Consider the following 19880-nt stretch of genomic DNA (forward strand, 5'->3'; position numbering starts at 1 on the left):
AAAAGCCGGGGGATAAGCGCCGTCGCCAGCATTCGGATGTTTCATTGGCCGGTCAAACAAAAAGCCCACGCGGCCTGCCGGTCGCCGCCACCATGCAGATCGGCTCGGCTTCCGGCGACGCCGGCCCATCGGCCTGATCGGAGAAAATAGCCAGGATGTCCGGCGCGACGTAAAGGCGGCGGCCGCGGCTCTCACTATGACCAAGCAGAATACCGACCTCGACAAGCCGCGCCAGAGCGGCGCGCGCGGTCGGGCTGGAGACGTCGAATCTCGCCCGGACCGCATTCGCCGTCAGGGCCGGCTGGCAACTGGCCCATTGGGCCGTGGCACGGGCGAAGGAATGCTGACGGGTGCCATCCAGACGCCGCTCCCACTGTGCCGCGATCGTCTGAACGCTTTCGATGACGTCCTGCACTTTACCGATTGCTTTATTGACGCCTTGCAGGAAATAGCAGAACCAGGGCGCCCAAACCCCTTCCAGAATGGCCGCGCGCAACGCGTTCCTTGCGCACGCCTGTTCCGGCAGGACGAATTGCGCGTTGAACAAGGGGGCATATCCCTCCCGCACCGCCATCTCGGCGGCCAAGGCCTGGCAAAGCATCTGATTGCCCTGCTCGAAAGGTGCGATCGCGATGAGTTGCGCCCAGACCATGGCGATGCGCAGCAGCAAGGGTATCGGCGGCGGCGCGGCTATGAACATCGCCACATCGGTCAGGCATGCCGCGATATGCTCCGGCGGGGGCGGCGCGATCCGGCCGAGATCAAGCACAAACCCGCCCGCCACCGTCACCTGCGTTCTGAAGGACCCGCCGAAACCTTGGGCCGCGGTTTTGGCGGACAGCCTGGCATGCATTGCCTTGATCCGCGCTTCCACCTGAGCGGGCGATGCCAGCGGATCGGATTGCGTCGCTCGCTCCAGAATTTGATCTGACAATGCCGCATAATTGCGCCCTTGCCGGATGGTCAGCGCGTCGCCATCGCCATCGCCCTGCTGCTCGCTGATCAGAAGCGCGCAAAAATCCGCGCGCCGGTCGCCGGACGCGCCCAGGATGACGGCATCCCAACGATTGAGCAGGCGCTGCAGGGCGGATGCGTCGGGCAGCGCTTCCAGATTGGCGGCCAATCGTCCGCAACGATATTGCACAAGCTCCAGCAGAGAGATGACCGGCGCGACATCGACGGCGCGCGGCAGGTCAAGGGGCGAGAACAGGATAAGATCGGGCTGCCCGGCAACCCGCATGGTCCGGTGCCGCCGGTCAGGGGCAAGCGCCTGTCTGATCATAAGACTGCGTCTGCCGCCGTGCGGATCGGACAAAACCTGTCCCCGAGACCGGCTGGCCTATGCGCGGCGCGCACCTAGGCCGCGAGACCGGGCGAGTCGGCCGCCGTCTCGAAATCCGGCGCCGCCGCCAGGATCACTTCGACCGACCGCGTGCCTGACGTCACCGGAATGGCGGCCGAGCCATTGGTCCAGCGTGACGGCCGGCCCGCGACGACTTCCGCACTCGACCATCCGTCCTGCAGATCGTCCGCTGCCATGTCCAGAACGAGCGGCGCGCCGCCGGCATGATGGAACAGGACGACGCTTTCGACGATGACGCCGCGCTGAACGCCGGCCGAGACCGTGCTGCCCGACGCCAGACGCGTATCGAAGCTGCCCGCATGATCGCGCAGCGCCAGCGGCAGATTGAAGACAAAGCGCTGCTCTATGCCGATGTGCAAAGCTTGCGCCGGGCGGATCATCTGACCATCGACAAGAAGATGGAGATTTTGATCCTGACCGGACCCCGCCCGGAAGGGGTCCAAAGCGCCTGCGGGCTGGTCTGCGATTGTCATGGCGGCGGCACCGTCTGTCGAAAGGGTCTTCGTGCTGTCAACCCGCCGAAACCGAGGACTGCCATCCTGATCGGTCAGCATGGCAAGGCGGTGCATTTCCGTGAATTCGAACTGGCCATCGAGCGTAATATCGTTAAATCCCAAAGGTTTCGCCAATCACTGCGCCGTGGCGACGGGTCATTTGCCACTGCAACATAACCGTCACAATTCCTGCCGATATCAGGCTTATCCCCAAGCGCTGCGAGAGCAGCCCTGATCATAAGGTTTCAAACTACAACGCAATTGGACTGCACCCGCGATCCTCGGCGGTCCGATGTAGTTGCTCGAACATTGTCGCTGTCACAGGCGACGCTTCAGCTCGCTACCAGATCACAAAGCCGTGTGGAATATGATTTGCGGCCGAAGCAAAAAGAATTTTCATTTACGAAAAAGTTTCCCGGTCAAAGTTTCATTGGCCTGGGCGCCACGTCGATTTGGTGGGCTTTCCTTGACTTCCGCCCCCCCGGACTAAAGGCTTAGTCCGCTGGATTTGCATCGTCGCACCCGGCGCTATTCGCGATACAGCGCCTGCTCTGACCCTGTCGCAGCGTCCTGGAGGGATGAGCCGAAGCGCTCGCAAGGGGCCGCGTAGCGGCGCCAGATCGCCTTCCTGACGATACGGCGGCTGTCGCGGGCATCCAGCCTGTGATCCTGCTCGACCTTGCCCACGTCACGCGCCAACCCGTCGTCACGGATGACATCGCGGAACCAGGCAGAGTAATGACCGGAACGGAGATGGTAATCCCAGGTCTCATCATCGATCTTGTCGGCGCAGTCGATGAATTCATAAAGATTGCGGGCCGTCAGATTGCATTGACCCTGCCGCCCGCGAAAGTAGAAACTGTGCCAGGCGCCGACATTGCCCGTCGCGTATTTGCCGATATGCCGCCTGTGCTGTTGGCGCGGCGGTGGCGGGCGCAGCAGGGCAGCTGGCTTGCCGGCCTTGGGCTGCCAGTAGAGCATGTCCCCCTGACGCGGCGCCGGCAGCGGCAAGGGCAAGGCCAGGCCCGCGATCGCCGCGAAGGGCGACAAGGCCCTGGCCGGGTTGTCACCGAAAGCGAGGATCGTCGAAACCGACTTCAGCACATCGGCATCCAGGGCTTCCGGATAAAGCGTGACGAGGATGATGTTCGGTGCTTCGCCCGGCCAATCCGGCGCCTCACCCTGTCGGTCCGCCGGCAATACCTCATGCGCTTCGTCTATCACCAGCCAATGCGGTCGCCCGGTCCGTGCCCGCAGCGTCGTTGCCTCACGCACCAGCTGCGCGAAAAGCTTTCGCCGTGCGGCGAGCGGAAGCGCCTGGGAATTGATGACGAGATTGACCCCGGCATCCTGCTGCAGCTTGAGCGCGTTGCGCATATTGGGCGGCGACGCAGCACTGCCGACGCAGACAGCGTGCTGCAGCTCGAAGTAATCGCCTTCCGGGTCCATCACACAGAAGCTGAGGCCGCGATCGATCATATGCTCGGTGATCGTCGTCGCCAAAGTCGATTTGCCGCTGCCGGACGGTCCCACGATCAGGACGAGGCCGTCCTCGGGCGTCAGATGCGTCTCACGCCCCTCGGCATCGACACCGATCAGGATGCCATGTTTCGCGACGGGCGCGAGGTCGCGGTCCTGCCGGATGATCCGGTCGATCAGCTCAGCGACGCCGGCACCATGGTCCTGGGTGAGCAGAATGTCGGCACTGGCCTTGAGATGCGGCAATGCGTTGGAGACAGCCGCCGCGCAGCCGCAAACCGAGAGGAAGGAGTGATCATTCTCCGCGTCGCCGACACCGACGGTGTTATGAACGGAAAGGCCGAGGTCCGATAAGGCTTCCTTCAGGCCCGACGCCTTGGAAATGCCCGAGGGCAGAACCATCACCGCGCCCTTGTTGAAGACGATCTGAAGCTCAAGACCCAGGTCGTGGATCACGGAGAGTACCGTCGCCTCATGCGGCTGCCAGGTCGCTACCACGCCCCGCCCGACCGAGAGCGGTGCGACCTTCATCTCGCGCAGGCGCGCGACAAATTCCGGGGACGGCGGTGTGCCGAGCAAGCGCTCCCGTCCCGTCTTCGGGTCGTATAGCAGCGCACCGTTTTCAGCGACGATGATATCGAACAAGGTCAGATCCGGCATCGCCGCTTTCAGGTCGCGTATTTCACGGCCCGTAATCAGGATCAGGCGGCGACCGCTTGCCCGAAAGCGCTGCAAAGCGGCGATCGTCTCCGCCGAGACCACACCATCATGCGCGAGGGTGCCGTCATAATCCGTCGCTAAAGCCAGGAAATACATATCTGTTCTCGACTATCACTTTGCGTCTTGTTTCGGGCAGATATCCGCCTCCTCCGCTTTATCCTTTACAGACAATGAGGTTTGTTGAGGCGGGCCAAGCCTCTTACCCTGGTCAGCGCCGTTCGGCCTTGATCTCGATCAACGCGACCCGCGTCGGCTCAGGGCCTGGATCAGCCGTCACGCCTATTCGTTGTAATTATGACATGGATAAATAATAAGAGGCCTTTCGCGATCCCGGTCGCGGCCTATCCTTTGGTCTGCCAATCGCATGCTTCCGCGCGATGGCGTTGTCGTCCGGGTGCTGCACCCAAAAAAATCACGCCTCGAAATCCGTAGCTGTGACCAGGAACTTCCTTTATAGAATGATTCCGAAATGTTCCGGAGTTGGACATGGCAGACCAGCCCAATCAAGAAGGCGTCGCCACACCGCTACTCCTAAAGCCCGGCACCGATACGCCGCTTGCGCAGGCTGTTCGTGCGCAAGCGCTTTTATCCGCGCCGCCGGACGGCACGGTCACGCTGTTCAATGATCCCCTGTCTGCGACTGTGGAAAATCCCACAGGGGCCGCGCCACAGGCGCGCGGCATCCAACAGACGGAGCGCATCGGCCCTCTGATCGATATGACGGGATTGACCCGGACCATCATCCATTTTCCTGTCACGACCTCCCACCCCTTTGCCTTCGGCAGCGCTGCCACGCCATTCGGCGTCATGCCGATCAGACAAGCATCCGCCGGCGGCACGCATTTCACGCTCGGCGCCGGCAGCGTCTGGTTCGCGACCAATCTGATGGTGCCTGGCATCGCTGCCGGCAGTTTCTCAGGCTTTCGCATTTCCAGCGGCACGCTGACCGCCAGCGCCGCCCTGGCGCTGCAATCCGGCACCTATGTCGCGCCCACAGGGACAGTGCTGACGCTGACGGCAACTTTGGCGCCAGCGACCGCGTCCGTCGCGTCAGGTTCAGGCGTGCTGGGCGAGGATTTCACCGCCGCCGATCTTGCGCTTCCGACGACGGTGACGATCATCTTCACGACGACAACCGCCAAGGTACAGTCGCTCGGCAATGCCAGCCTGACGGTCTATGGCAGCACCGTGGGCTTCACCTTCGCCGACGGCGCCGCGCAGGCGATCGCGGGCTTTCCCGCGATCCTTATCCCCTGTGCGGCCAGCGTCACGAATTTCGCTTTCACGTCGGTGATATCGACGATGTTCACGCCAGCCGGCACGGCCAAGGTCAATGCCGGCGGCTGGTCATTGCCGATCACCGTTACCACCGTCACGGCTTTGGGCGAGGCGAGTGGCGCGGGTTCCCTCGTGCTGGAACTGGGCACAGGCGCCTCTCTCACCTGCGCGGCGCGTCACAACAGCAAGGCCAACATCGGCGGCTGGTTGATCGATCTTGATACGACGGAGCTGGTCGTGATCGCGGGCGGCACTGGCCCCGCCAGTCTGACGCCTTATACGCTGTGGAAGCCGGCCTTGCCGGCGACCGTCCGCAGCACGGTCGCCTGGATCAACCCGAGCGGGTTCATCGCCAGCCTGACCGCCTTGCCGGGGCAGGAATTGCTGGCGACGACGGGCAGCGCGAATGTCTTCCTGGACCGGCCGCTGGCGGTCGACGGCGGCGCATTGCCGATCACGGGTGCCGGCACGCTGTTCCTGAACGCGACGGCGACAAGCACCACGCTCAGCATTCTCACCCGCGCCACTGTGGCACCGACCCAATCCTTCTCGCTCGCGCTTGAAAACGCGCTTATCGGTGTGCTGGCGCCGCAATTGTTCTTCGTCGCCGGACCGGTCGCCGATCTATCCGCGACGCAGTTCCTGGAAGCCAATACGATCCTGCAACTTAAAGCCAATTGGCTGCTGCCGACCTTGCCGGACCCTTATGCCGCCAGCTTCGATCCGGCGCCGCTGCTCGATCGCGGCAGCATCGGGCTGCTGACCTTGGCGCTCGGCTGGACGGGCGAAGCGTCGGAGACCGTCAGCTTCACCTTGACCATGGCGGGGCTGCCGGGCAGCGATGCCGCGACCATTCTGCCCAGGCAGTCCCTGACCTTGCTCGATCTCTCGACCAGGGTCGATTTGTTCGGCGTGCGCTTCGGCGCAAGTTCCGACAAGGTCGCCGCCGGACCTGCCGTCGATGCTGGCTTCCTCGGCCTCAGCCTCGCCGTCTCAGACGCCGCCATCGAAAGCTTCGCGCTGCCGCAGGTCTCGTGGGAGCCGATGATCAATGACGCCGCCACCCCGCCCGAAGCGCTGGCGGCCGCCCCCGCGACCGACGGCGTCCCGACCCTGGTGCATGCGGCCAGCCTTACCGGGACGCAAACCCAGCGGCTTGTGCGCGCGGCGCCGGAACCGGTTCTGCTGCGGACCATTGGCAATGTCGCCAGCGGTGCGTCCTTCTCGGCGCAGTTCAGCCTGCCCTTCGGGCTGATCGCCTATATCGGGCAGACGAACCGGGCGTTGACGCAGCCGCGGTCGTCGCTGTTCGGCAGCGAAGGCGGGGTCTTCGCTTTGATCCAGCCGCAATTCGCGGCCGGCGGGGGCGCCTATCAACTGACGCTGAAACCACCGCACCCGGACCAGCCCAACGCCACCTTCGGCGGTTCGACGGCGATTTACGCCGATGGCGCCCCGCCGGGCTATGGCACGGCTGTGCTCGGCACCGATATCGCCCCCATCTTCGCACAGCAGTTCAGCCAGGGCGGCGGCGTGCCGGTGCTGCGCGCCGACCTCGCGGGTTATGGCGCGAGCATCTGGAGCGAATGGCTTAATCCGACGGCCACAGGCACCCACATCATCAAGGTGCAGTTCGAAACGGTGACCGGCCGCACGGCCTATGAGGTCGTCAAGGCTCAGACGATTCTTTATCCCTATGGCGTCAGGCTTGTGCGCACGGTCACGATCGCGCGGCAAAATGCCGGCTGGGTCCAGCGCCAGGATTCCGGCTGGGTTGCGGCGTCACAAGGGCTGTACCATTTCCCCAGTTCTGGCTTCACGGAGGACCTGGTCAATCGCGGCGCCATTGCCGGCGTCTTCAATGTTCGCAACATCCGTGAATTCGAAACCGTGCTGGCCGGCGGTTTCACCTATCGCCGGGTTCTGTTCGACGCCGATGTCGGGCTCGATTATCGGATCAAGGTCAAGACCGGCGGCATGGCCACCAGCCTGCTGGACGCTTTCGGCAAGCCCGTCACGCTGGTGCCGGCGCGCGACCTGACCGGCTATGCCCAGATGCTGCCCGAGGGGGCCGATCCCGCGGCGACCGACCTTGCCGCGCTATTCGGCGCCGTCGGGCCGATTACCGACGCCTTCGCCTGTATCGCCGAAATCGGCGGCACGGCCAGCTTGGCCGGCACGGCGCTGCGCTGCTCCGGCCTGTCTTTCGACATGACGCCGGGCACCCCCACGCTCGGGGCGGCCCTGCTCTCCTCCCCGGTCCTGCCAAGCGACGGCGCCTGGGGCTTCGGCAAACGGGCGGCCACGGCGACCGCACCCCAGGCGCTGCCGCCGGGCAAGCCGGTGCCGCTGGTGCAGGCCTATGCCGATCCCGGCACCTGGCATTTCGCCGATATCGCCGATCTGCTGCGCCTGGCCAATCCCGCCAGTTTCTACGGTCTTCTGCAGGATACCGGCACGCAGAAAACCCTGTTCGAGCAGCCGACGGTGAAGGACCTGACCGGCGCCCCGGCCGGCAGCCAGCCGTCCATCCAATTGCCCGCCGGCGTGGCGCCGGCCCTCGCCGATCTTGGTTCCCTGCTCGGCGCCACCGGATTGTTTCCCGATATCGCCAAGGCGATCTCCTTCCTGACCGGCGCCATCGAGCAATTGCAGACCATTCCTCAGGGTTTGCAATACACCAAGGATATCGCCTTTACCGGCAATGAGGACCCCACAACGCTGATCGATCTCGGCGTGCTGCAGGTAGCACTCATCTATGCCGATACCAGCAAGGGACAAAACGGCAGCACCTGGAAGGCCCCGACCGAGATCAGTTTCAACATCGATCCGGCGCATATGCTGCCGGCTTCCCAGGGTCGCAACTGGTGGCTGACGATTACGCCGATCTCCTTCGCGGTCACCGTGCCGGAATTCGGGTCAAGCCCGATCCTGACCATCATCGGCGGCTTTGCGGCCGATGACCGCAGCAAACCCGGCCTGACCGGCCTCACCATCGATTACGGTTCCGCCCTCGATACGATCAAAACCCTGCTCAGCAAGTTGCAGGCTTTGGCGAGCTTCCTGCCCGGCGGCCTCGGCGCCGGATTGGATGTATCCCTGTCGAATGGGAAATTGACCGTGCGCGATACCTTCGCGCTGCCGACACTGCCGCTTGGCCTCGGCAATCTGTCCGATATCAGCCTCGACCTTGGCCTGACGCTTGGTCTGTCACCGCTCTCGGCCGATTTCATCGTCGGCATCGGCGATCCGGGCAATCCGTTCAACTGGGTGGTCTCCCCGCTCGCCGGCAATGGCGCCATCGATCTTGGGGTCAAGGCGGGCCAGCCGGATTTTCTGATCCAGGGCGGTATCGGCCTCGGCCTCTCGATCGATGTCGGTATCGCGGAAGGCTCAGCCTCGATCACGCTCGCCGTTTCGCTTGAGATCAGCGGCAACGAGCTGACGATCATCATCATTCTCAATGGTCAGGCCTCGGTCGATGTTCTGGGGGGTCTTGCCTCCGCCTCGCTGTCGCTCACGGCGGCCGTCGGCGTGTCGATACAGCCCTTCCCGCCGGTGCCGGTCATCACATCGACAAGCATGGGCTTTCCAGCGGAGACGATCACCTTCCTCGCCTCGGTCGCTGTCGGCATCCATATCTCGATCTGTTGGGTCATCAGCGTCGACTTCGAAGGCTCCTGGAGCTTTTCCCAATCGGTCAGCACGCCCGCCCTTACGATAGACATCTAGGAGCCCGCCATGCTCGACGATCTTGAACTCAGCCTTATGGCCTTCCCGCAAAGCTGGACGGCCGCGACGCAAACCCTGGCCGTCAATCTGCTGGTTCTGCCGATCGGCAATCCGCTCGGCGCCGTCGGCAGCCTTGCCAAATTCGCCGGCACCACGCTGAACCTGAACCTGCGGCTGATGCAGGGGGAGGCGCTGCCCGCCAGCGGCAATCCGGCTGCGCTGACCTTGCCTTTTGCCGCCGTGCCGCCGCCCGGTGCCGTCGCGCTGCTGCAAGGTCTGCAAGCAAGACTGCCGGCGGGTGCCACGATCACCACCGGCAAAGTGACAGCCGCCAAGGCGCCGCCGGCGACGCTGCGCATCAAGAAAGCGCTGCCGCCGAGCTATACCCAGGCCATTCCGTTTTCCCGCCCCCTGAACCCTGAGCTTTTCGTCGTCGGCGACGGCTATGGTTGCGCCGTCAAAGCTCAGGACCCGGGCCTGACCTTGCCGAGACCATCGCCGAATATCGCCTGGGGCCAATTGATCTCCTATATCCTGCAGCAGCCGGCGCTGGCCCAGGCCTGCGGTTTCGTCTACCAGACCGCGATCACCATTCCGCCCGCGCTGCTGACCGATACGAGCTGGATCAGCTTCGCGATCGATACCAGCAACGCCGCCAATCCCTTCGTCAGCGATCTTGCCAATCCCGACGCCATTCGCAGCTATGCCGCCCGACTTCCCGCGCTTGCCGCCGACCGCAAGCTGTTCGCGGCCGCGCTGTTTCCGATCGTCGCTGCGCCGGGCGCCAATCTTGCGACACCCGATCTTGAAGCCCAGATCTATGATGACGGCTTCGCGCAGGTCACTCACTGTCATCAGCCGCCGACCATTGATACGGCAACCGGCAATACCACGGGCCTGGCGCCTGGTGCCGAGGCCGGGATTCAGATCGGCTGGGACGATGAGCAAGTCACCGTCTGGCTCGACCGCTCGGTGGGGCTTTTGCGCGACCGGGCGAATAATACCACCACCAATCCCGAATCACCGCTCGGCGTGCTGGGCTATCGCGTCGATACGCGCGAGAGCGGGGCTGTGCTGTGGAACGCGCTTTGCGCGGTCACCGGCACGCTGCCGTTCAGCGGGGCTGCCGCCACCGGCATCGGCAATACGCCCAGCGGGGAGCTGTTCATCAACCCGGCGCCGACACGCTCCAATACCGCAGCGGCAGCCGCGGACCCCGGCTGGATGCCGCTTTATTTCGCCGCCTGGCGTGGCGCCAGCCTGGTCACGGCCGACCCCACGGTCACGCAGCTTAACCCGCCCGCACCGGCCGGCACCACGCCGCCCCCGCTCAGCACGCTGTCCGGCGTGCCGGTGCCGCCGCCGCTCTACGGCCATGAATACCAGTTTCGCGTGCGGCTGACGGATCTTACGGGCGGCGGCCCGGCCGTCGCCGACGCGCCTTTGCATCCGGGCCTGGTGCCGATCGCCACCTGCCCCTTCCGGCGCTTCATCTCACCCAAGTCGCTGGAAGTCACCACCAGCCCGGCGCCGCCGCCCTTGCCCGCGAAGCCGCTCGCGTCGCGCACCATCACCAAGCTGGTCGTGGCGAGGCCGTTCATCGGCTATCCCGAGGCGATGTTCGCGGGCGTTGCGCCGACAACATTTCAGGGCGCCAGCCTGACAAGCCTGATCGACGTGGCGCTGGCATCCGGTCGCGCCATCGGCGTCCCCGATCCCGACGTCGATCGGTTTCTGGTCACCGTCGAGGCGGCGATTCCCGACCATGACACCGGCATCGCGGGCAGCCTGCCGGGCGAGCTTGACGGCGCCAAGTGGCGGATCATCTATTCCGTGACCGAGACTTTTCCGGCGGCGACCGATGGCACGGTGACACTGTCGTTGAGTTACGTCGATACGCCGGATATCAGCGCCATGACGCCGCCGCCCGATGGCGCGACCCTATTGCCGATCCCGACGGCGCGGGATATCCGCCTGCGGCTGACCCCGTTGTCAGCGGTCAAAAGCAATTACTACGGCACGCCGACACCGCCCGCCGGTGCAATCACCGACTTTATCACGCGCAAGGAAGCGACCAGCGAAGCGGACCTATTCCCCTTCAAGCCGGAAACGCAGCTCAGCGCCTGCTGGCTGCAGCCCGGCGGCAATCTGCCCGCGTTGCTCGCGCAATCCTTCGGGCTGACGCAGAACGGATTGACGCTCGGCGGATCACCCGGCCAACGCACCGTCTTCGCGGTATCCGGCGCCTTACGCGCCTCGCTCGCGCCGGATCGCAGCGCCGTCACGCTCGCCAGTTCGAACGAATTGCTCGATCATTGGATCGTCGCGCTCAGCATCGATATCGCGCGCGACTGGACCTGGGAAGGATTCGCGCCGCAGGCGCTGTCACTCACGCGTGACGGCACCCCGATCGGCAATCTGACTTTCCCGACGGTTATCGGCGGCAGCGCCTTGGGTGACCTGTCACATCCCGCCGATCGTAGCATGACCCGGCTGGTGTTTCTGGATGCGATCAGCCCGGACCCGTCGCCCGGCCACTATCCACGGGAGATCAAGCTTCGCTATGTCGTCACCGCCAGTTTCACGAGCGCGCCTGCACTGTACCAGAGCTATACGACGCTCCGTCTGCCGATCACGACACGCCCCGCCCAGACGCCGCGGATCGTCTCGACAGGCATCATCGAAAGCCCCTATGTCCCGGCTGCCGATTATTCCAGCACCGCCCTGCGAACCAGGTTTCTTTGGATCGAATTCGATGCGCCGATCGCGGACGGCGATGACGACGCCTATTTTGGCCGCGTGCTGGCTTACGGGCCGGACCCCCTTCTCGCGATCGAGCTTGAACCCGACACCGCGCCGGTCACCGCGCCGGAGCCGCCGCTCGGCATCGACCCTGAAGCCGTGCGCGTCATCTTTGCCGGCGAGGATTCCGACGAATCCGGGCTCGATGCGATGACGCCGCTGATCGCCGCGATCCCGGTCGCGGGAATTGCGGACGGTCTGCATTATCTGCTGCCGCTGCCGCCCGGCATCGCACCCGACGCGCTCGACCTGTTCGGCTTCTGGACCTATGAATTCCGCGTCGGCCATAGCCAAATCTGGAGCACGGCCCAGGGCCGCTTCGGCCGGCCGTTGCGTGTCGCCGGAATCCAGCATCCGCCGCCGCAATTGACCTGCACGACCTGGCGCAATGATACTGGCGTGACGGCGACGGCCCCTTACGCGACGACCCTGTTGGACGGGCAGCCGGCGCTGAACCTGCGCGCCGGGGACCCGCAGACGGCGCTGTGGTTCATGCTCTATGCCCAGGTGACCCAGACCGATGGCGCCAGTCAGCGGAATATTTTGCTGTCCCGTCAATGCGCGACACTTCTGCCGCAGACCTTGAACGGCAAACCGACGGTGACGGCCCACAGTCAGAACCGCGAGCCGCGCGGAACGGTGACCTTCACGGCATCGGCGATTGCCGGCGTGCTCAGCCAATTGGGCCTGCCGGCCAATGCCCCGCTGAGCGTCCTCTGTGTCGAGATTCTGCCCGGCCCGCTGCAGTCCAAACAACTCGCCGCCGCGGTGGCGGAGACGGAGGCCGTAGCGGAGAGAGCGGCCGCGAGCGCGACCACGAGCAAGGAAGATCCGGTCGGCAGCCAGCTCGGCGAGCGGCGCATTCTCCGCACCTCCCCGCTCACGCCCGTGCCGGCGATATGCTGAACAGTAGACTATCCATGGCAAAACCCCGTCTGCTGAAATGATTTGCGCGGACAGGGAATAAAATCGGGCAAGCTCCAGTCTTGGGAGGGTCAATAGAGGAAGACCCAAGCCATGCGACAAGACGAGGAAGACGGTCAGCCCGGCCGGCGGCGCGTTATGGAATGTGCCGCCTGGATCGGCACAGGCGTTCTGTGGGCGGTGTCAGGCGGGGTGCCGCGAACGGTCGGGCTGATCGGCAGCGCCGCCGCCGAAGGTCTGCAGGATGATTTCACCTTTCTGCAGATGAGCGACAACCATATCGGCTTCAAAGCCGGGCCTTATCAGGATGTGCCCGGCACATTGCAGGCGGCGATCGGCCGGGCAAAGACGCTGCCGCGCCATCCCTCCCTCATGCTGCATACCGGCGATATCAGCCATTTCTCCAAGGAGGAGCAATTCGAGCAAGCCGATGCGATCAATGCAAAACTCGGCCTCGACATCCATCACGTACCGGGCGAGCATGACATGCTCGATCCGGGCAAGAAACTTTATCTGGCGCGCTATGGCAAGAAGACCAAGGGTGACGGCTGGTACAGCTTCGACGATCATGGCGTCCATTTCATCGGTCTTTCCAATGTCACCCATAGCGGGCCGGACGGGCAATGGCTGCTGGGCGCCGACCAGATCGCTTGGCTGGCCGATGATCTGCGGGCGGTCAGCGCCTCCACCCCGATCATCGTCTTCGCGCATATCCCGTTATGGACGATCTACGCCAAATGGGGCTGGGGCACGGCGGATGCCAGCGCCGCCTTGCCGCTGTTCCGCCGCTTTGGGTCCGTCACCTTTCTGAACGGGCATATCCACCAGATCGTGCAGAAGGTGGAGGGCAACATCGCCTTTCATACGGCAAGGTCCACGGCCTTTCCGCAGCCGGCGCCCGGCACGGCCGCGCATCCGGGGCCGATCATGACGATCACGTCGGCTACCCTCGGCGACTATCTCGGGATCACCAGCGCGACAAGCCATATCACGGCGACGCGCCTGGCCCTGACCGACACCACACTCACCTGAAAGAGACGCGGCATGTTGAAAGCAATGGTCTTTTCCGTCGCGCTGCTGATCGCCCCGCTGGCGCAGGCCGCGACCTTGGCCGTCACCGTCGACGACTACAGCTTTGCGCCGGACAGCATCACGATCCATCCCGGCGACACTGTCTCCTGGCAGAATAATGATTCCGTCCCCCACACCGCTACGGCCCTGGACGGCAAAAGCTTCGACTCAGGCACGCTTGACCCCGGCGCGCGCTGGAGCTTCACCTTCAAGATGCCAGGCCATTATCCCTATCGTTGCGCCATCCACCCGGACATGCGCGGAACGATCATCGTTCAATAGGCTGAAGCCCATGATGGCCGATGATCCGTCGCGCGCCAAATTCCTGGCTTTGGCCTTGCCGCTGCTGCCGAAACAGCATCGGATGGCAATGGCGATGACGGGTAACCGATCCCGCGCCGATGATCTGGTGCAGGATACCTATCTGCGCGCCCTGAAATATTTTCGGTCATACCAGGGCGAGGATTTCGCGGCCTGGATGGCGGCCATCATGCGCAATCTGCACCGCGACCAGATCCACACCACCTTGCCCATGGATGATGATGATGACCTCAGCGCGCTACCCGACCCCGCGCCCAGCCCGGAACAGATGATCCTGCACGCGGACCGGAACCGGCATCTGCATGATCTGATCGCGGCACTGCCGGAGGGGCTGCGCGAGGTTCTGGTGATGCGGGAATTCGGCGATCTGTCCTATGCCCAGATTGCGCAGGTTTTGTCCTTGCCGGTCGGCACCGTCATGTCGCGCCTGTCACGAGCGCGCGAGTATTTGCGCAAAGCTTGGCTGAATATCGATGATGAGTCCCTGATATGAGCTGCGATGACAGGCATGAACACCTCAATGCATTGCTGGACGGTGAGCTGTCAGCCCCGGATGCCGCCGTACTGACGGCTCATCTGGCCGTCTGCCCCGCCTGCATGCAACGCCTGGGCGAATTGGCGGCGATCCGCGCGGCGATCGCCGGGCTGCACCGGGAGATTGTCTCCCCCGCGCTGGAGCAGCGCATCCTGGCCATGACCGATGATGCAATGCCGAAAGCGGTTCTGCCGTTCCGGCCGCGTCGGCGTCAGATCGGCATGCTGGCCATCGCCGCCGGCATTGCCGCTCTCCTCGTCGTGACGCTAAGCCCAGGCAAAGACCATCTGGCCGATTTCGTGGCGGTGCGTGATGCGGCCCAGCGCAGCGCCCTGATGCAGACGATGGCACCGGCAGGGGCGATCAACCCGCCCGTCGTGCCGGGCTTCACGCTGGCCGCGTCACGCACGGATATTCTGGTGGGACACAAGGCTTTGGTGGCGACCTATCGCCGCGACGGCTCGGTCATCACGCTTTGCGCCTGGCCCGCCGGCAAGGAGCCCGCGCATGGCCTGGAACAAAAGACCTATCGCGGTGCGGCGATCACCTATTGGAATGATGGAAAAAACGAATATTGGGTGACGAGCGCCGGGCCGAGGACGCTCGTCTCAGATTTCGTGACAGGGCTAAGCGCCTTGTCCGGCGCATAGCGGCTGGCCCATCCCAGGCAATCAGTCTTCGTCGTTCAGGCCCAGATGCTCGGCCAGAAAGGCGATCGTCCGGCCATTGGCGAGGGCTGCGGCTTCGGCATTGTAATGCGCGCCGTTGTGACGCGCGAAGGCGTGGTTCTGACCGGCATAGCTGTAGACGGTCGTGTCCGGCACGGTTGACAGAGCATCGACTATGCTGGCCTGCGCGTCCTTGTTGATATACTCGTCCTCTTCCGCAAGATGCATCAGCAGCGGCGCCCCGATCGCGTCCGCCTCATCCAGATAACGTTCGGTGTCGCCACCGTGATAGGCGACGGCCGCGTCCACGTCATGCCGCGCGGCGGTCAGATAGGTCATCAACCCGCCAAGGCAGAAACCCATGACGCCGACCATGCCGGTGCCGTCGTCCAACTCCGCCGCCGCATCCAGCGTCGCGACGATATCGTCCACGCCGATATCGCGGTCATAGCCGGTATAGAGCGCGAAGCCCTTCTGCCATTCCTCATCGGACAAGGTATTGAGATCGACCCCCGGTTCCTGACGCCAAAACAGGTCCGGCGCGACGGCGATGAAGCCGGCCGCCGCCAGTTCATCGCATGTCTGGCGGATATCCCGATTGACGCCGAAAATCTCGTGCAGGACGACGACGGCGGGCGCCGGCAGATGGTCAGGCTTTGCAAGATAGGCCGAGAAGGCGCCATCCTCGGTTTCGATCGTGATCGTCTCATGCGTCATGGTCGCTGCTCCCTTGTTTGCCCGCAGCCTAGGCCGAGATGGGCAGTACGGCCAGCGGCGGGATTAAGACAAAAGCGGCCGGAGGATTACCCCCCGGCCGCAGTCGCCTTCGATCAGACGCTTTTCCAGTCGCCGGCCGCCTCAAAAGCGGCGGCCGCCGCATAGATCGTGCTTTCATCCCAATGCTTGGCGATCAGCATGGCGCCCACCGGCAGCCCGTCGCTGAGGCCGCAGGGGATGGACATGGCCGGGTGGCCGGTAACATCGAAGGGCGCGGTATTGGCGATCATCTCGAAGGCCCGCGCCGTATAGGTCGGCAGATCGGCGTCACGGTCCGGCAGTTCGCTCGCCACGATCGGCAAGGTCGGCATCAGCAGGAGGTCGTAGCTGGCGAGCGCCGTATCATAGGCTGCCGTCAGACGACGCGCGATATTCTGCGCCTTGGCGTAGTAACGGCCACGGTAATGGCGCGTGAAATACTCGCCGATCATCATCGAGATCTTGAGCGTGTCGGACAGATCATTGGCGCGGTCGCGCCAGGACGCATGCGCGTCCATCAGCCCGACATTGTACTGGCCCTTCCAGTTGAAGCCCATGCCGTTGCCGAGCATCATCTGCGCCAGCAGACCTTCATTGCCGATAGGCGACCAGATATCCTTGCCGATGCGATGCATGGGGATGCTGACCTGCTCCACCACCGCACCGAGGCTTTCGAACCTTTTCGCGGCCTTGCGCACCTTGCCGTCCACGCCCGCCTGGGAATTGGCCCAGCCGAAACCCTCGGTGACGATGCCGATCCGCAGCCCTTTGACACCACGGCCCAGCGCTTCGGTATAGTTGGCCGGCTTGCAGCCCATCTGGCGCGGATCGAGCCCGTCCGGCCCCGCCAGCACTTCGAGCAGCAGCGCATTGTCGGCGACCGTCGCCGTCATCGGGCCGGTATGGTCGATCGTGCTTTCGATCGGCATGACGCCCGTATAGGGCACCAGACCCCAACTGCCCTTCATGCCGTAAATGCCGCAGAAGGAGGCCGGAATGCGGATCGACCCGCCCTGGTCGCCGCCGATCGCCATATCGACCGCGCCGCTTGCCACCAGCGCGCCGGAGCCGGAGGAGGAGCCGCCGGCGGAATAGCCCCGGCGGTGCGGATTGTGGACAGGGCCGAGCGCGCCGGTATGGCTGCCGCCGGAGAGGCAGAAACACTCGCAATGCGCCTTGCCGAGGATAGTGGCGCCGGCATCGAGCATGCGCGTCACGATGGTTGCGTCCTGATCCGGCACATAGCCTTCCAGCGTCGCGGCGCCGTTCATCATCGGCACGCCGGCGAGGCAGACATTGTCCTTCAGCGCCACGGTCTTGCCGGCGAGCGGACCGGTCGGCGCCCCCTTCACGGTCGATTTCACATACCAGGCGTTGAGCGGATTCTCGGCCGCCGAGGGCTGATAGCCCGGTGTGCGGGGATAGGTGACGATGGGCTTCTCGTCCGGCAATTCATCGACGATCCGGTAGGACGCGACGGCGCCGTCCATGAGGTCCCGGAACATCTCCAGCCGCTCGGGCGAGAGGTCCATGCCGAGGTCGTCGACGATATCCTGCATCTGCGACAAGGTAGGCCGTTCGACGGTCATGCCGTGTTCCTCGAAAGTGACGTGATGATGCGGATGATGGCACCCTTCGGCAGGGTCGTCACGCGCGCTGCTGCGGCGCAGCGTCGCACGGCGCCGCCCAAGCCATGCGGGCGCGGAATCTGCGGGATTCCCAAATGACTCGGCTGGCGGCCGCACGCAAACCCCGGCGCTGTTACGTGGGAGACCGGGAATGGGACCGAAGCGAGACAAGTTGACAGCTGTCAATTGTTGTTTATCATTGCGTTATCGTATTAATTAGCTGTAATCTTGCTCTCATGGCAGATCGCGACCGCATCAAGGACAAGACCGAACCCGGGATAGAAGCGGCGATGGGTAGCACCGACAGAATCAGCGATCTGGACCCGGCTTTGATCGACCATTCCTTTATCGAAGATCGCATGGAACCGACGGATGCCAATTATCGGCGCCTGCGGGAGAGCATCGCCGCGCAAGGTCAGACCTCCCCCATTCTGATCAGGCCGCACCCGGCCGAGCCAGGTCGCTATCAGGCTGCCTTCGGTCATCGACGCCTGCGCGCCGCCGCCGAACTGGGCCGACCGGTCCGCTGCATCGTGAGGCCGCTCACCGACCGCGATCTGGTCATTGCCCAGGGACAGGAAAACAGCGCGCGCGCCGATCTGTCCTTTATCGAGCAAGGGCGCTTCGCCATCGCCCTGCAAGACCGCGGCTATAGCCGGGAGACGATCATGCAGGCGCTCAGCCTTGACAAGGCAAGCCTGTCACGGCTGGTCCGGGTCACCGACCGACTGCCCACGGATATTGTGGAGGCCATCGGGCCCGCGCCCGCGATCGGACGCAATCGATGGATGGCGCTCTCCCTCGCCTTTCGCAAATATGCGGCGGACCGGCCGGTCGATCCGCTGCTGGAGGATGCAAGCTTCATCTATGCGCCATCCGACCAGCGTTTCGACCTTCTCTATCGGCATCTGACGCGGCCGGCGATCCTGGCGAAGCGCAAGCCATCGCCGTCACGCCGCTACCGCAACAGCGCCGGGCAGACGATCGCGACCGCCACACAGACCGAGACGACCACAACCGTCACGATCGACCGGACCGTGACGCGGGCTTTCGGCGAATTCCTGCTCGGCCGGCTGGATGCGCTCTATGCCGAGTATATGGCGGGCCACCCGGCAGAGCCGCATAAGCCGCCCGTCCTGTGGCATTCGATCGAGCGTTAGACCTGCCCGTATGCTCTAGCCTTGCCAGGAGCGGTCATCGTGCGGCAGGCGGCCCTGATCGTCGATCACCGTCACGCTATGGGGCGGCGCCGGAGTCCATGCCCAGAAGACCATGTTCACGTCCTCAGGCGTGGCGCCGGCCGCGAAGCTTGGCACCATGACGGCCGCAATCCCCGCCGCCTGCAGCCGGCGGGCCAGATCCCAGCTGGGCGGCATCTGACGCCGGCTGGCGATATCTTCCCAGGGACAGGCAAGGGTCGCGGGCGTGGCACCGAGCGCCGCAAGACCGGCAGGGTCAGTCAGATCCGCGACATCCGCGCAATCTACCTCATAGGCACAAAGCGTCATCGGTTGCGCCTTGAAGGGGAAGGCCTGCTGCGCTTCCAGCCAGGCCGTCTGCATCCGCAGCGCCGTATAAAGGGCAGGCATTCCGAGCGGGTTGAAGCGACCGCCGTAGCGTGCCGCCCCCTCCCCCGATAATGGCGAAAAGGCCCAACGCGGATGATGCGCGCGGTAGACGATACCGCGAAACCTCACGCGTAGCCGCCGACCGCGATCCGATCCAGGTAGCGCTTCACCGCTTCCGCCCGGCCTTCCTTGACCAGGGCCTCCGCCGTCTGATCCCCGAAGGAGGGCAAGGACTGCGAGCGGTACCAGGCGAAGGCCTGTTGCGGCGACCCCGCCCAGGGCCGCAGGCGATTGAGGATTTCCACGATATCGCGCAGGCGCGATTGCGTGGCGGGGGCCGCGACCCGCGCGGTTTTGGCGATGGCATCGCGCGACAGGCCGAGCGTGCTGGCAAGCTCCGCCCGCGTGATATGCAGCATGGAGCTGAGCCGGTCGACCGCTATCAACCCGTCCGCCGTCGCCGTATCCTGAATGAAGCTCGTCATATCGTTCATGGGATTGCCCCATACTTTGCCCTGAATTGGGTCAATATATAGGGCAA

14 protein-coding genes are annotated in these 19880 nt (G+C 64.3%); 7 read left to right on the forward strand and 7 right to left on the reverse strand.

The genetic code is table 11. The features are described 5' to 3' along the window. Positions 1-52 precede the first annotated feature (52 nt). The 3 genes from ACELLULO517_RS20815 to ACELLULO517_RS20825 form a co-directional block, all read right to left on the reverse strand. Positions 53-1282 (reverse strand): Fic family protein, encoded by a 1230-nt coding sequence (locus tag ACELLULO517_RS20815; protein WP_227309340.1) that lies wholly within the window; start codon positions 1280-1282, stop codon positions 53-55. 74 nt (positions 1283-1356) lie between these two features. Next, the gene (locus ACELLULO517_RS20820) at positions 1357-1992 is read right to left on the reverse strand and encodes a hypothetical protein (RefSeq protein ID WP_227309341.1); all 636 of its coding nucleotides are present in this window, start codon (positions 1990-1992) and stop codon (positions 1357-1359) included. Positions 1993-2385: 393 nt separating this feature from the next. Continuing rightward, positions 2386-4152 (reverse strand): HAD-IIB family hydrolase, encoded by a 1767-nt coding sequence (locus ACELLULO517_RS20825; protein ID WP_227309342.1) that lies wholly within the window; start codon positions 4150-4152, stop codon positions 2386-2388. Positions 4153-4542: 390 nt separating this feature from the next. On the opposite strand from ACELLULO517_RS20825, the gene ACELLULO517_RS20830 reads away from it, so the two are divergent. The 6 genes from ACELLULO517_RS20830 (at position 4543) to ACELLULO517_RS20855 (ending at position 15369) form a co-directional block, all read left to right on the forward strand. Then, on the forward strand, positions 4543-9066 hold the full coding sequence (locus tag ACELLULO517_RS20830) for a hypothetical protein (protein WP_227309343.1): 4524 nt from the start codon (positions 4543-4545) through the stop codon (positions 9064-9066). 9 nt (positions 9067-9075) lie between these two features. Further along, entirely contained in the window at positions 9076-12774 is a 3699-nt protein-coding gene (locus tag ACELLULO517_RS20835; RefSeq protein WP_227309344.1) for a hypothetical protein, read from the forward strand. 111 nt (positions 12775-12885) lie between these two features. Beyond that, the gene (locus ACELLULO517_RS20840; RefSeq protein WP_227309345.1) at positions 12886-13824 is read left to right on the forward strand and encodes a metallophosphoesterase family protein; all 939 of its coding nucleotides are present in this window, start codon (positions 12886-12888) and stop codon (positions 13822-13824) included. Between the two features lie 12 nt (positions 13825-13836). Continuing rightward, entirely contained in the window at positions 13837-14145 is a 309-nt protein-coding gene (locus ACELLULO517_RS20845; RefSeq protein WP_227309346.1) for a cupredoxin domain-containing protein, read from the forward strand. 10 nt (positions 14146-14155) lie between these two features. Next, positions 14156-14677, forward strand: a complete 522-nt coding sequence (locus tag ACELLULO517_RS20850) for an RNA polymerase sigma factor (protein ID WP_227309347.1) — start codon at positions 14156-14158, stop codon at positions 14675-14677. Beyond that, complete coding sequence (locus ACELLULO517_RS20855; RefSeq protein ID WP_227309348.1) at positions 14674-15369, forward strand: anti-sigma factor family protein; 696 nt, start codon at positions 14674-14676, stop codon at positions 15367-15369. Before ACELLULO517_RS20850 ends, ACELLULO517_RS20855 begins: the two co-directional genes overlap by 4 nt. Before the next feature lie 21 nt (positions 15370-15390). Here ACELLULO517_RS20855 and ACELLULO517_RS20860 read toward each other — a convergent pair whose 3' ends face one another. Further along, a complete protein-coding gene (locus ACELLULO517_RS20860) occupies positions 15391-16104 on the reverse strand; it encodes a dienelactone hydrolase family protein (RefSeq protein ID WP_227309349.1) in 714 nt (237 codons plus the stop codon). Between the two features lie 113 nt (positions 16105-16217). After that, entirely contained in the window at positions 16218-17732 is a 1515-nt protein-coding gene (locus ACELLULO517_RS20865) for an amidase (RefSeq protein WP_227309350.1), read from the reverse strand. A gap of 275 nt (positions 17733-18007) precedes the next feature. Between ACELLULO517_RS20865 and repB the strand changes: the two genes are divergently transcribed. Continuing rightward, entirely contained in the window at positions 18008-18931 is a 924-nt protein-coding gene (gene repB / locus ACELLULO517_RS20870) for a plasmid partitioning protein RepB (RefSeq protein WP_227309351.1), read from the forward strand. Between the two features lie 15 nt (positions 18932-18946). On the opposite strand, the gene ACELLULO517_RS20875 is transcribed toward repB, so the two are convergent. After that, entirely contained in the window at positions 18947-19468 is a 522-nt protein-coding gene (locus ACELLULO517_RS20875; RefSeq protein ID WP_227309352.1) for an RES family NAD+ phosphorylase, read from the reverse strand. Continuing rightward, positions 19465-19833 carry an antitoxin Xre/MbcA/ParS toxin-binding domain-containing protein gene (locus ACELLULO517_RS20880; protein ID WP_227309353.1) on the reverse strand — a complete coding sequence of 123 codons (369 nt, stop codon included), beginning with the start codon at positions 19831-19833 and terminating at the stop codon, positions 19465-19467. Before ACELLULO517_RS20880 ends, ACELLULO517_RS20875 begins: the two co-directional genes overlap by 4 nt. Positions 19834-19880 lie beyond the last annotated feature (47 nt).

The sequence above is a fragment of the Acidisoma cellulosilyticum genome (genome assembly GCF_020621385.1).
GTDB lineage: Bacteria > Pseudomonadota > Alphaproteobacteria > Acetobacterales > Acetobacteraceae > Acidisoma > Acidisoma cellulosilyticum.

What these genes read in the sequence shown, in the direction of transcription:
- ACELLULO517_RS20815 (WP_227309340.1), bottom strand. Translation starts at nt 1,282, where the DNA reads ATGATCAGACAGGCGCTTGCCCCTGACCGGCGGCACCGGACCATGCGG.
- ACELLULO517_RS20825 (WP_227309342.1), bottom strand. Translation starts at nt 4,152, where the DNA reads ATGTATTTCCTGGCTTTAGCGACGGATTATGACGGCACCCTCGCGCAT.
- ACELLULO517_RS20830 (WP_227309343.1), top strand. Translation starts at nt 4,543, where the DNA reads ATGGCAGACCAGCCCAATCAAGAAGGCGTCGCCACACCGCTACTCCTA.
- ACELLULO517_RS20835 (WP_227309344.1), top strand. Translation starts at nt 9,076, where the DNA reads ATGCTCGACGATCTTGAACTCAGCCTTATGGCCTTCCCGCAAAGCTGG.
- ACELLULO517_RS20840 (WP_227309345.1), top strand. Translation starts at nt 12,886, where the DNA reads ATGCGACAAGACGAGGAAGACGGTCAGCCCGGCCGGCGGCGCGTTATG.
- ACELLULO517_RS20845 (WP_227309346.1), top strand. Translation starts at nt 13,837, where the DNA reads ATGTTGAAAGCAATGGTCTTTTCCGTCGCGCTGCTGATCGCCCCGCTG.
- ACELLULO517_RS20850 (WP_227309347.1), top strand. Translation starts at nt 14,156, where the DNA reads ATGATGGCCGATGATCCGTCGCGCGCCAAATTCCTGGCTTTGGCCTTG.
- ACELLULO517_RS20855 (WP_227309348.1), top strand. Translation starts at nt 14,674, where the DNA reads ATGAGCTGCGATGACAGGCATGAACACCTCAATGCATTGCTGGACGGT.
- ACELLULO517_RS20860 (WP_227309349.1), bottom strand. Translation starts at nt 16,104, where the DNA reads ATGACGCATGAGACGATCACGATCGAAACCGAGGATGGCGCCTTCTCG.
- ACELLULO517_RS20865 (WP_227309350.1), bottom strand. Translation starts at nt 17,732, where the DNA reads ATGACCGTCGAACGGCCTACCTTGTCGCAGATGCAGGATATCGTCGAC.
- repB (WP_227309351.1), top strand. Translation starts at nt 18,008, where the DNA reads ATGGCAGATCGCGACCGCATCAAGGACAAGACCGAACCCGGGATAGAA.
- ACELLULO517_RS20880 (WP_227309353.1), bottom strand. Translation starts at nt 19,833, where the DNA reads ATGAACGATATGACGAGCTTCATTCAGGATACGGCGACGGCGGACGGG.